This is a genomic window from Streptococcus sp. Marseille-P7375 (genome assembly GCF_902460365.1).
GTDB lineage: Bacteria > Bacillota > Bacilli > Lactobacillales > Streptococcaceae > Streptococcus > Streptococcus cristatus_I.
The window spans coordinates 636,321-648,709 of record NZ_CABPTR010000001.1; the positions used below are offsets into that span (position 1 = coordinate 636,321).

General features: G+C 38.5%; 10 protein-coding genes. 9 read left to right on the forward strand and 1 reads right to left on the reverse strand.

The genetic code is table 11. The features are described 5' to 3' along the window. Positions 1–74: 74 nt before the first annotated feature. Genes FZ954_RS03240 through FZ954_RS03250 form a run of 3 tightly spaced genes read left to right on the forward strand, consistent with a single transcriptional unit; the run spans position 75 to position 4,258 of the window. Positions 75–2,855, forward strand: coding sequence for a DUF927 domain-containing protein (locus tag FZ954_RS03240; RefSeq protein ID WP_187423317.1), 2,781 nt, complete (start codon positions 75–77; stop codon positions 2,853–2,855). A 2-nt stretch (positions 2,856–2,857) separates the two neighbouring features. Further along, positions 2,858–3,043 (forward strand): DUF3173 family protein, encoded by a 186-nt coding sequence (locus tag FZ954_RS03245; protein WP_148877035.1) that lies wholly within the window; start codon positions 2,858–2,860, stop codon positions 3,041–3,043. Positions 3,044–3,049: 6 nt separating this feature from the next. Further along, positions 3,050–4,258, forward strand: a complete 1,209-nt coding sequence (locus FZ954_RS03250) for a site-specific integrase (protein WP_148877038.1) — start codon at positions 3,050–3,052, stop codon at positions 4,256–4,258. Between the two features lie 152 nt (positions 4,259–4,410). Here FZ954_RS03250 and guaA read toward each other — a convergent pair whose 3' ends face one another. After that, positions 4,411–5,970, reverse strand: a complete 1,560-nt coding sequence (gene guaA / locus FZ954_RS03255) for a glutamine-hydrolyzing GMP synthase (RefSeq protein ID WP_148877041.1) — start codon at positions 5,968–5,970, stop codon at positions 4,411–4,413. Positions 5,971–6,210: 240 nt separating this feature from the next. Between guaA and FZ954_RS03260 the strand changes: the two genes are divergently transcribed. From FZ954_RS03260 to xerS, 6 genes are all read left to right on the forward strand, one after another. Beyond that, positions 6,211–6,909, forward strand: a complete 699-nt coding sequence (locus FZ954_RS03260) for a GntR family transcriptional regulator (protein WP_045497347.1) — start codon at positions 6,211–6,213, stop codon at positions 6,907–6,909. Between the two features lie 117 nt (positions 6,910–7,026). After that, on the forward strand, positions 7,027–7,359 hold the full coding sequence (locus FZ954_RS03265; RefSeq protein ID WP_005590307.1) for a putative DNA-binding protein: 333 nt from the start codon (positions 7,027–7,029) through the stop codon (positions 7,357–7,359). 55 nt (positions 7,360–7,414) lie between these two features. Then, positions 7,415–8,983: a signal recognition particle protein gene (gene ffh, locus FZ954_RS03270; RefSeq protein WP_125446558.1), complete on the forward strand. Its 1,569-nt coding sequence runs from the start codon at positions 7,415–7,417 to the stop codon at positions 8,981–8,983. 61 nt (positions 8,984–9,044) lie between these two features. Then, complete coding sequence (locus tag FZ954_RS03275) at positions 9,045–9,836, forward strand: alpha/beta hydrolase (protein ID WP_148877044.1); 792 nt, start codon at positions 9,045–9,047, stop codon at positions 9,834–9,836. A 222-nt stretch (positions 9,837–10,058) separates the two neighbouring features. Beyond that, entirely contained in the window at positions 10,059–11,087 is a 1,029-nt protein-coding gene (locus FZ954_RS03280; RefSeq protein WP_148877047.1) for a hypothetical protein, read from the forward strand. Positions 11,088–11,267: 180 nt separating this feature from the next. Beyond that, the gene (xerS, locus tag FZ954_RS03285; RefSeq protein ID WP_148877050.1) at positions 11,268–12,338 is read left to right on the forward strand and encodes a tyrosine recombinase XerS; all 1,071 of its coding nucleotides are present in this window, start codon (positions 11,268–11,270) and stop codon (positions 12,336–12,338) included. The last annotated feature ends 51 nt before the right edge of the window (positions 12,339–12,389 follow it).

Sequence of the window (12,389 nt, forward strand, 5' to 3'; positions counted from 1 at the left end):
GTCTTATGGTTAATCTTTTTGGCTATAATCTTTTGCAAAAGAAATAATACAAGAAAATTATGAGGGGTATTACTATGAGTAATAACTATATAAATAACTTAGTGTCTCAAATGTCTCAAAACAAGATTTCTACTGAAACTATTGTTTCTGAGGTAGATCAAACACTAGCTGTTTTAAAGGATTATGGGATTCAGAAAATCAATTTACGCTCCTTAGGGAAACAAGCAACTAAAAACTTAGTGTCTCAAATTGAGTGTCTTGATGTAGCTACCCATGTGTCTAACAATGCTGAATATGCTTACTATACCACATTTAACAGGATTAGCAATGATTGTGAATTAGGCAAGCATGCGATAAAAGATAGCGACGTCTCTGCCTACCGCTTTATGCTAATAGATATTGACCCTGAGCGTCCAAGTGGGACTTGTGCTACAGAAGCAGAAAAACAATCTGCAGTTTCGTTGGCTGATGACATACTAGACTGGTTCATTACCTATGAGATATTAAACAAAGACAGAGTAATTATTGCTGATTCAGGAAATGGTATCCATTTCCTAGTACCTTTAGACTTTCTGCCAGCCAATACAACAAAAGGTAAAATCAAAGAAATCTTAGGCTTGCTAGATAAGAAATTTTCCAATCAGCAGGCTAAAATTGATGTCACAGTTTTCAATCCAAGTCGAATAACTCGATTATATGGTACATTGAACTGTAAAGGGGTAAATACTCCTGAGCGACCATACCGTCAAAGCAGACTTCTATATGTACCAATTGAGAAAGTAACTGGTTTGAAAGAAGAAAATCTAAACTCACTCATTACGCAGTTACAGACAGCAATTGTAAATTATGCAGATGAATCTGTCAAGCAAAAAAACGAAGTGAGTGATGTGAATCCGTATATCCTAGCAAAAGGAGAAGAATGGCTAAAACATTATAATTTAGAGTTTCATTCATATAAAGAAGATGAACATGGCACTAAATTATATCCATTCAAAACTTGCCCAATGAAAGAGCATTCAAATACTGATAGTGGAGCATGTTTCACCATAACCAAATATGGAAGATGTAGGTTTAAGTGTCTCCATGCTAGTTGCTCAAGTAAAACTATTAATGATTTCATATCTAAATATCCATGCCCCGAGGAATTCTTATTAAAAGAATCTTCGACAAGTAGGAAAGAGATATCAACACTAGAGGATCTAATAAATGGGAAGAAATACAACTTTGGAGATTACGAAGTTAGTAAATCTGGTATATATAAATTATCTGATAAAAAGAATGAAATCATATCATCCACTCCATTCTTTATTTCTAATAGCTTCTTCAATATTGACACAAACCACTTTCAATATGAATTACAGTATCTCAATCAAGATAGGAAGGGTACTCAGAAAATATCAGCTAGTATTCTATCACCTTATAAAATATCTGATTTGACAAAATATGGAATTATGTTGGCATCGGCGCCACAAAAAATAATTGAATATTTGAATTATCAGATAAAAACAGTCCCTATTCAGAACATACATTCATATGTAGGGTGGAAAACAAACGATTCAGACACATTAACTTTCAGGTTGGATAGAAATTACGGAGATACAGAAGTAAGTATACTAGTAGATAACTCTCTCTTTAATTTGTCGTCACGAGGAACATTTGAAGAATGGAGACAAATGGTCCTTGATAATGTACTTGATAGCAATATGGAGATTGCATTATGTGTGGGTTTCAGTTCAATCGTACTAGGATACCTAGCAATCACTGATAAACCTGATATTGGAAGTTTAATCGTCAATTTCTACGGGCAATCAACGAGCGGGAAGACAACAGCTCTGCATCTAATTAATAGTATTTACTCTAGTCCAGTAAATAACATGTATTCATTCAGTGCTACTCAGAATGCTTTACTTGCCATTTTGAATGAAAACAGAGGAGTAGTGACTACAATTGACGAGTTATCAGCTTCAAGAAGTACAGATCTATCGGAACTATTGTATCAAATTGGACAAGGTCGAAGTCGTTTACGGCTGAGTTCCTCTTCTACGCTATCTGAACAGCTACGGTTCAATACTGTAATCGCTACAACCTCGGAGGTGCCTATGGCAAGCTACCTTAATTCAAATCAGGGATTGCATATGAGATATATAGAACTTTCTTCTGAGGAAGCTTGGACAAAAAATGGAGCCATTGCTGATAATATCAAACTAAGGTGTTCTCAGCACTATGGAGTGGCCAGTGATGCATTCATGGAAAAAATTTTTAAACATGAACAGGGAACTGGATACATAAAAAAAGTGTATCAAATAGCCTATACTGAACTACTAGAGAAACTTCCAGAAAGTAACTTTAAGACACGAATATGCACACTATATGCCGTTATTTATAGTTCTGCAATTCTGGTTAAGGAACTGCTAGACATAGATATCGACAAAAAGAGAGTTTGCGAGTTTTTAGTAAAGACAGAGATAGAAACCTTAGATAAAAGAGGTGAAATCCCTTCTGATTTATATGATAAGATAGTGGATTATACTTTATCTCACGCTGGACTATTTAACATCAAGGATGGATACTCGACAGGAGGAAAGAAAATAGGAATGATTAAAGCTCAGAAAGGAATGTATAGAGTCTATTTCTTCAGAGAGGAGTTCGTCAAGATGTTAAAAAAAGAATTCTCTATTTCTAATGTTGAAAAAGCTATCCAACTGTTAATAAGTCAGAATAAATGGATAGCGGATAAGAGGCGAAATGTAAAATATGTAACCTATGAAAATCATAAAATCGCAATGTATTGCTTAGAGTTACCAATTCACTGGAGAAATTTTGCAATAGAGGCAGAGATAATAAAGGGGTATTAATAATGGAGACAATAGATTACACTGCGCTCATTAAATTGGGGTATAAACAGCATACAGCCAAAAATATCATTAGACAAGCTAAATGCTGGCTCGTTGAAAATGGATATGAATTTTATCTAAATAAACGTTGCGGTATTGTTCCAGCCTACGCTGTAGAAAAAATAATAGGAATTAAAATAGAGAGGTGAGTTATAATGAGTAAGACAAAATATCCTTGTGTATTCAAAAATGATAAAACCGGGTTCTACTACTACAGTGTTGAATTAGGCGTAGATAGGATAACTGGAAAACGAATTCAGAAAAAATCTTCTAAATCGAAAAAAGGGAATCCGTTTCGTACAGCCAAAGAAGCTTACGAGGAAGTTACCAAAATCAAATTAGAATATCATAAAGTGAAAAATTACAGCGATTATGATATAACCTATGAACGATTTATGGAAGAACACTATTTGCCAATGTATGAGAAAAGTGTTGAAAGAGGGACATGGATTTCTAAACAGCCTGCATTAAAATTGCTAGTTCAGAGGTTTGGAAAAATTAGGCTACGGGACATCACGCTAACAGACTGCGAGAAATTTAGAGTCTATCTCTTGACTCATGACCAATATTCTCAAAACTACTCTTCCATGATTTATGGAGCATTTAGAAAAACTTTGGATTATGCAGTCAAGATACAATACCTTGAGGTGAATGTATCCAAACAAACGGATGCAATTTCTAAAGGAAGAGTAACTGTAGCTTATTGGACTAAGGAAGAATTTGAAAAGGTACTGACAAGCTTCTATATTGATGACCTCTATGAACACATGTCTTTTATTGCAGTTTGGTTATACTACATGACTGGAATAAGAGTTTCTGAAGGGTTAGCACTAAAGTGGACGGATATAGACTTAGAAAATAAAAAGTTGCGGATACACGGTACTTTGGAGAGAAGAGGAAGAGCAGAATATGAAGTAAAGAACTATACGAAGACCATAAGTAGTCAACGTATTATCTCTTTAGATGATACAACTGTCCAACTGTTGACGAAATGGAGACAGAGACAGGAAAAACAGCACATAGCTCCTTTCATCCTCAGTTATTCAAAAACACCGCTACACCGTTCAACAATTAATAGAATTATCAAACGCCATGCCGATATTAGTGGTGTCCACCCAATACAGGCAAAGGGGCTAAGGCATAGTCATGCAAGCTATCTCATTAATGAGCATAACATTGATGTCTTAGTGATTTCTAGAAGATTGGGACACTCAAGTCCTGAGATAACGCTAAAACATTACGCTCACCTATGGTCTAGAAATGACGAAAGTGTAGCACAGGCTATAGAGGATGACATTACTATTAAGCATAGTATAGAAAGTAAGGTGAAGTTTAAAGGAAATCAAAGTATAAAGAAAAAATAAACAAATAACCCCCAACGCACAAAGGTTAGCGTTGGGGGTTAAAAGCAGGGAGAGAGGCAGGGAATAAGTTAACTAAAAGTTGCGATAAGTGGGGTAACTTATTGATAAATCCTTATAAAATCAATTGAAAAAAGGTTAGGACAGAGGTATACTTATTCCCACTCAACGGTTGCAGGTGGTTTGCTGGTAATATCGTAGACGATACGGTTAACATGATCAACTTCATTGACGATACGAACAGAGATTTTTTGCAGAACATCCCAAGGAATCTTGGCAAAGTCAGCTGTCATCCCATCGATAGAAGTGATAGCACGAATGGCAATCGTGTAGTCGTAAGTCCGGCCATCGCCCATGACACCTACTGAACGAACGCCAGTGTTGACAGTGAAGTATTGCCAGATATCGCGGTCAAGACCAGCCTTGGCGATTTCTTCGCGGAGAATAGCGTCTGATTCGCGGACGGTTTCCAATTTCTCCTCTGTGATTTCACCCATGACACGGATAGCAAGGCCAGGACCTGGGAATGGCTGACGCCAGACAATTTCATCAGGCATACCAAGCTCTGTACCCAAAGCGCGCACTTCATCCTTATAGAGTGTATTCAGTGGTTCAATCAGCTCAAACTGCATATCTTCTGGCAGTCCGCCAACGTTATGGTGAGACTTGATGGTCTGAGCAGTATCGGTACCAGATTCGATAACGTCTGTATAGAGCGTTCCTTGAGCCAAGAATTTCACATCTTTCAGTTTGCTGGCTTCATCGTCAAAGACGTAGACAAACTCGTTTCCGATGATTTTACGTTTTTGCTCTGGATCAGATACACCAGCAAGTTTGTCAAGGAAACGCTTCGCTGCGTCCGCTTTAACGATATTAAGACCAAACTTGCCACCCAACATCTCCATAACTTGATCAGCTTCGCCTTTACGCAAAAGACCATGATCTACAAAGATACAGATCAATTGATCGCCGATAGCTTTCTGCAAGAGGACACCTACGACAGAAGAGTCAACACCACCTGATAGGCCGAGCAGGACACGTTTGTCACCGACTGTTTCACGGATTTTTTGAATCTGCATCTCGATGAAATTATCCATAGACCAGTCGCCCTTAGCACCACAGATATTGAGAGCGAAATTGCGCAAAATATCGTAACCGTACTCAGAATGACGAACCTCAGGGTGGAACTGGATTCCGTAGATTTTCTTGTCAGAATTTTCAATAGATGCAAAAGGACAGTCAGCAGAAGTGCCCGTACGAACAAAGTCTGCAGGAATCTCTGTCACCGCATCACCGTGGCTCATCAAAACAATCTGTTCTTCAGGAGTCCCTTCAAAGAGGGCAGAAGTGGTATGAGTAAGTGGTGATTGGCCATACTCTCGGTTACCAGCATCACCTGCAGGAACAACTTTTCCTCCAAGTTTATGAGTTAAAAGTTGCATACCATAGCAGATTCCCAAAATTGGAATCCCCAACTCAAAGATTTCTGGATCAATATCAAATGAACCTTCTTCATAAACTGAGTTAGGCCCACCTGAAAGGATAATCCCAACAGGACGGATAGCACGGACTTCATCCGCTGTGATATTGTGGCTCTTGAGTTCAGAAAATACACCAATTTCACGGATACGACGCGAAATCAGCTGGTTGTACTGGCTGCCGTAATCAAGCACGATGATTTTTTCAACATCTTGCAATTCAGTTATAGTTGTCATCTTTTCCCTTTCTTAAAAGAAGTAATCTTTTCCCCTCATTCTATCACAAAAATCGAATTTTTCCAAGGTAATAAAGCCAGCTGCAAGTAAAATAACTGAGAAATTAAAACATCTGTTCTAAAAAATGATAAACAAATAGGATTTCCCTACATTGATTGATATTTAGTTTGACTTTTAAACTAATTGATAATACAATAAATGTATAAAAAAGCTGCTTAAAATCAGAAAAGAGGGCTATTGATGTTACCTGCTTATGTGAAAATACATGATCAAATAAAAAAAGATATTGACGAAGGTATTTGGGAGATTGGCGAGCGTTTACCAAGTGAACGTGATCTTGCTGAAACTTTCGAGGTCAGCAGAATGACCCTGCGCCAAGCTATTACGCTTCTGGTGGAGGAAGGAGTGCTAGAGCGTCGAGTCGGTAGCGGGACTTATGTCGCTAGCACACGCGTGCAAGAAAAGATGCGTGGTACCACTAGCTTTACAGAAATTATGAAGTCTCAAGGAAAAATACCGTCCAGCCAGCTGATTTCCTACCGTCGGACCCTGCCTAGCGAGCGAGAAGTCGAGAAGTTGGGCATCCATAAGACGGAGAACATCATCCGCATGGAACGGGTTCGCTACGCTGACGATATCCCCGTGGTCTATGAAGTTGCCTCAATTCCAGAGAAATTTATAAAGAATTTCAAAAAAGAAGAAGTGACTAGTCATTTCTTTCAAACTCTACAAGAGCACGGCTATAAAATTGGCAAGTCCCAACAGACCATTTACGCCCGTTTGGCCAAGGAGAAAATCGCTAAATACCTAGGAATCCCCCGTGGTCATGCCATTTTAGGCTTGACACAAGTTTCTTATTTTGATGATGGAACGGCCTTTGAGTACGTAAAAAGCCAGTATGTCGGCGAACGCTTTGAATTTTATTTGGAAAACAAATAATTACATAATTTAAATTACGTTATAAAAACTGTCAATCGGCAGTTTTTTTATAATTCTCCATTTTCAAACCTACCGAAAGAGTGGAGTTTAAATGGATTATTTGATATAATATTCTTTATGGAAATTGAAAAAACAAATCGAATGAACGCTCTGTTTGAGTTTTATGCGGCTTTGCTGACCGACAAGCAGATGAACTATATTGAGCTCTACTATGCGGATGACTACAGCCTTGCTGAGATTGCCGAGGAGTTTAATGTGAGCCGCCAAGCTGTCTATGACAATATCAAGCGGACGGAGAAAATTCTGGAAGACTACGAAATGAAACTGCACATGTACTCTGACTATATCGTCCGAAGTCAGATTTTCGATCAGATTATGGAGAAATACCCTGATGATCCCTATTTGCAGGAGCAGCTTGCGGTTTTGTCCAGCATTGATAACCGAGAATAAAACGGATAGAAAACAGTCTATTTCCATCATTTGATAATTAAGAGGAGAAACATTTATGGCTTTTGAAAATTTAACTGAACGCTTACAGAATGTCTTTAAAAACCTACGCAGAAAGGGAAAAATTTCTGAGAGTGATATTCAGGAAGCGACCAAGGAGATCCGTCTTGCTCTTTTGGAGGCTGACGTTGCCCTGCCTGTTGTTAAAGACTTTATTAAAAAGATTCGTGAGCGAGCTATTGGACACGAAGTTATTGACACGCTCAATCCAGCTCAACAAATCATCAAAATCGTAGATGAAGAGCTAACAGCCATTCTGGGTTCTGATACTGCCGAGATTATCAAGTCACCAAAGATTCCGACTGTTATTATGATGGTCGGTTTGCAAGGGGCTGGTAAAACAACCTTTGCAGGTAAATTGGCCAATAAACTCAAGAAAGAAGAAAATGCTCGTCCTTTGATGATTGCGGCGGACATTTACCGTCCAGCGGCTATTGATCAGCTGAAAACACTAGGGCAACAGATTGATGTGCCAGTCTTTGCCTTGGGTACTGAGTTTCCAGCAGTAGAGATTGTCCGTCAAGGTTTAGAGCAAGCCAAGGCTAATCACAATGACTATGTCTTGATTGATACGGCTGGTCGCCTACAAATTGACGAGAAACTCATGCAGGAGCTGGCTGATGTCAAGGCTTTAGCACAGCCAAATGAAATTCTGCTGGTTGTCGATGCTATGATCGGTCAGGAAGCAGCAAATGTAGCCCGTGAATTTAACAATCAACTCGAAGTGACCGGGGTTATCCTGACCAAGATTGATGGGGATACCCGTGGTGGTGCAGCTCTGTCAGTCCGTCAGATTACTGGCAAACCAATCAAGTTCACTGGTACCGGTGAAAAGATTACTGATATCGAAACCTTCCACCCAGACCGTATGTCTGGCCGTATCCTCGGTATGGGGGATATGCTGACCCTGATTGAAAAGGCCGCTCAAGAGTACGATGAGAAGAAATCTCTTGAAATGGCTGAAAAAATGCGAGAAAACACCTTTGATTTCAACGATTTCATCGACCAGCTGGACCAAGTGCAGAACATGGGTCCTATGGAAGAATTGCTCAAGATGCTGCCAGGTATGGCCAATAATCCTGCTCTTAAAAACATCAAAGTAGATGAAAAAGAAATTGCCCGTAAACGTGCCATCGTATCCTCTATGACACCAGCCGAGCGGGAAAATCCAGACCTGCTTAACCCAAGCCGTCGTCGTCGGATTGCAGCTGGTTCTGGTAATAGCTTTGTCGAAGTCAATAAGTTTATCAAAGACTTTAACCAAGCCAAACAGATGATGCAGGGCGTCTTATCTGGAGATATGAACAAAATGATGAAACAGATGGGGCTCAATCCTAACAATCTGCCTAAAAATATGCCGGGTGGCATGCCGGATATGTCAGCTTTAGAAGGCATGATGGGCCAAGGCGGTATGCCTGATTTATCTGCTTTAGGCGGAGCAGGTATGCCAGATATGAGTCAACTTTTTGGCGGTGGCCTCAAAGGTAAAGCAGGAGAATTCCTCATGCGCCGCAGCATGAATAAAATGGCCAAGCAAATGAAGAAAAACAAGAAAAAACGGAAGTAATCGCAAACAAGTTACATAATTTATTTTATGTAACTTGTTTTGTACACTTAGGAAAAAAGAAATGAAAAAGTTTATTAAGTATCTGATTCGGCTTTATAACGACATACAAGCGAAACTCACTTCCCACCCCATCAGCCATCTGCCCTTGAGCAAAGTTGATATTCAGCCAATCATCATGATCCCAGGTAGTTCGGCGACAGAGAACCGTTTTAATCGAATGGTTAAAAAGCTCAACTGCAATCAGCATCCGCATCATAGTTTAATTCGTATTAAAGTCTGGAATGACGGGCATATAACTTACCGAGGGCATTTGAAGCGCAAGGATAGAAATCCCATTTTTGTGGTTGGTTTTCAGAATAATCGCGATGGTTACAAAAATATCAAGAACCAGGCTGCTATGTTCAACGCTGCCATAACTGTTTTACGAGATAAGTACTCTTTTACTAGCTTTAAAGGGCTGGGACATTCTAACGGAGGCCTAGTATACACAGCTTTCCTGCAGCAATATCTGGCAAACCATTCTGGGTTGGAGATGGAAAAGCTCCTGACTATTGGCAGTCCTTATAATCTAAACAAGAAAAATCTTAATCATCGAGTCCCAATGTTAGATGACTTTGTAGCCAATCAGGAAAAACTACCTAAGAAGCTGCAGCATTTATCGATTTTAGGAATATTTTTCCGAGATGGCGATGGCATTGTCCATAGAAGCAGTGTAGAAGCTGGGCGTCTGATTTACAAAGGCAGAATTGCTTCATACAGAGAGGCTATCGTGACAGGTAAGGCTGCCCATCATTCAGCACTGCCGCAAAATGATCAAGTCATTGATTTAATTAGGGAGTTTTTGTTGGAATAAATTTGTATTATATGTAACATAATTTAAATTACGTTGGTATCGATGCAGATATGAATAAAATAAATTACCAATCTATTGAGCAATCCAAAAGTTCAGACAATGTCTCTGAACCAATAGCAAAAAGTTTACTAAAAAAGGTTTACTTTTATTTTATCTGTGATACAATACTGCTAAACAATTAAGTTATTGATAATTGTTTATGTACTCAAGGAGAATTTATAAATGGTAAAAGAAACAAAATATTATTCCTTAGAAGAACTAATTTGTGAATTTAAAATATGGTCAATAGAAGAAGATACCCTTACTAAAAATTCTGCTAACAGTTATGCCGATTATATTCGTAAAGCTTTTGCCTATCTCTTAGAAGAACAGATTCCTAATGGAAAGGAAGTTGTGAAAACGCATAATTTTAAGAAAAGTCAGAAAACAACAGACGACGACTACAACAATGTTGTTATCTATTATGAAGCGTTGCTAGCTAAACAAAGTAAAAATAAAACAGTCAGAAACTCTATTTCAGGGTTTAGAAAATTCTTAATTTTCATGGAAAGTCAAGGATATGTTTTTGATCGAAATATGTCTGATAAAGATCTTAAAAAATGTAAAGATAAACAACAGCTCCGTTATCAAGTTGTTTACTCAAATAAAGATCTCAAAAGTATTTTTAAAAAACGACTTACAACTCAGGATCGTGTGTATAAACACTTAGTACTACCTTTAGGAGTTATTAATACATTATTCAGAAAGGAATTTGGAAAAACTTATGAAGACTTTCTGGATACACAAATAGATAACATTCAGTATCTTATAAAAGATGAGAATATAAATATAAGGCATAGAGATGTAGAGCAATTAGAACTTACTGAAAAAAATGAGATTATTCTTACAACAAAAGACGGCTTGCGTCATTTCTTGTATACTGACACCAAGTCAGGGAAACAAGAAATGAAAGCTTCACGCATTAGAGAAGTCACAATAGATCATAAAACCCCACTACATGATTTAACATTAAACCATCATTGTCCTGAACTTCATAAGCTTAGTGATATAGTCAAAAAGATTTTGGAAAAGTCGGGGGAAGGTATTACAGGTCGCACCCTTACAAAATATAAAAAATTAATCGATGAGTATCTTATTGAAGAAAATGAGATCGACTTAGAAAAGCTATTCTATGATTTTAAGGGATTGTACAATAAAATGGATCTTGTTCTCATGGATGGTGCGTCTAATTCTTCAAAAGGAAAAAATTAAAACAAAAAAACAAGTCGTTTTAAACTTGTTTTTTTGTGGTTCTAAATAAGAAAAGGTCTAATAACTAGTCGTTATTCCGTAGATATCCCTCTGACATATTTCCGAAAAACTATAATTTTCTTGAAAAATATAGCTAGATATGCTATACTTCTTTTATAGAAAAATCACGAGGAAGATGGAATGAAACGCGAAATCTTATTGGAAAGAATCGATAAGCTCAAGGCTACCATGCCCTGGTACGTTCTAGAATACTACCAATCCAAGCTGGCGGTACCTTATAGCTTTACGACCTTGTATGAATATCTCAAAGAATACGATCGATTTTTTCGCTGGGTTTTAGACTCCGATATTTCTGACGCTTCAGAGATTGCTGAGATCCCTCTCTCTGTCTTGGAAAATATGACTAAGAAAGATATGGAATCCTTCATTCTATACTTACGGGAGCGGCCGCTCCTCAATGCTAATACGACCCAAAACGGTGTTTCCCAGACAACCATCAATCGGACTCTTTCGGCTTTGTCCAGCCTCTATAAATATTTGACTGAGGAAGTGGAAAACGAGCAGGGTGAGCCCTACTTCTATCGAAATGTGATGAAGAAGGTTGCTACTAAGAAGAAAAAAGAAACTCTGGCTGCTCGTGCTGAGAATATTAAACAGAAGCTCTTTTTAGGGGATGAGACGGAGGAATTTCTCCAGTATATTGATAGGGAATACCCCAAGAAGCTCTCTAACCGTGCGCTATCCTCCTTCAACAAGAACAAAGAACGAGATTTAGCCATCATTGCCTTGCTGTTAGCCTCTGGTGTTCGTCTGTCTGAAGCTGTCAATCTTGACCTGAAAGACATCAATCTCAAAATGATGGTCATTGAAGTGACAAGGAAGGGTGGGAAAAGGGACTCTGTCAATGTCGCTGCTTTTGCCAAGCCCTATTTAGAAGAGTATTTGAGCATTCGGAGTAAGCGATACAAGGCCGAAAAGACAGATCTAGCCTTCTTTTTGACTGAATACCGCGGCACTCCTAATCGAATCGATGCTTCCAGTGTCGAAAAAATGGTGGCCAAGTATTCCGAGGACTTCAAGGTGCGAGTGACACCTCACAAACTCCGCCACACGCTTGCTACACGTTTATACGATGCAACCAAATCTCAAGTTCTCGTCAGTCACCAGCTAGGTCACGCCAGTACACAAGTCACTGACCTCTATACCCATATTGTCAATGATGAGCAAAAGAATGCTCTGGATAAGCTCTAGTTTACAGAACTAAAATTATGACACATGCAACAGTAAATGCTCTATGATGTT

Excerpts from the sequence above, each read along its gene's own strand:
- guaA (WP_148877041.1), bottom strand. The coding sequence starts at position 5,970 with ATGACAACTATAACTGAATTGCAAGATGTTGAAAAAATCATCGTGCTT.
- ffh (WP_125446558.1), top strand. The coding sequence starts at position 7,415 with ATGGCTTTTGAAAATTTAACTGAACGCTTACAGAATGTCTTTAAAAAC.
- FZ954_RS03240 (WP_187423317.1), top strand. The coding sequence starts at position 75 with ATGAGTAATAACTATATAAATAACTTAGTGTCTCAAATGTCTCAAAAC.
- FZ954_RS03280 (WP_148877047.1), top strand. The coding sequence starts at position 10,059 with ATGGTAAAAGAAACAAAATATTATTCCTTAGAAGAACTAATTTGTGAA.
- FZ954_RS03260 (WP_045497347.1), top strand. The coding sequence starts at position 6,211 with ATGTTACCTGCTTATGTGAAAATACATGATCAAATAAAAAAAGATATT.
- FZ954_RS03245 (WP_148877035.1), top strand. The coding sequence starts at position 2,858 with ATGGAGACAATAGATTACACTGCGCTCATTAAATTGGGGTATAAACAG.
- xerS (WP_148877050.1), top strand. The coding sequence starts at position 11,268 with ATGAAACGCGAAATCTTATTGGAAAGAATCGATAAGCTCAAGGCTACC.
- FZ954_RS03265 (WP_005590307.1), top strand. The coding sequence starts at position 7,027 with ATGGAAATTGAAAAAACAAATCGAATGAACGCTCTGTTTGAGTTTTAT.
- FZ954_RS03275 (WP_148877044.1), top strand. The coding sequence starts at position 9,045 with ATGAAAAAGTTTATTAAGTATCTGATTCGGCTTTATAACGACATACAA.
- FZ954_RS03250 (WP_148877038.1), top strand. The coding sequence starts at position 3,050 with ATGAGTAAGACAAAATATCCTTGTGTATTCAAAAATGATAAAACCGGG.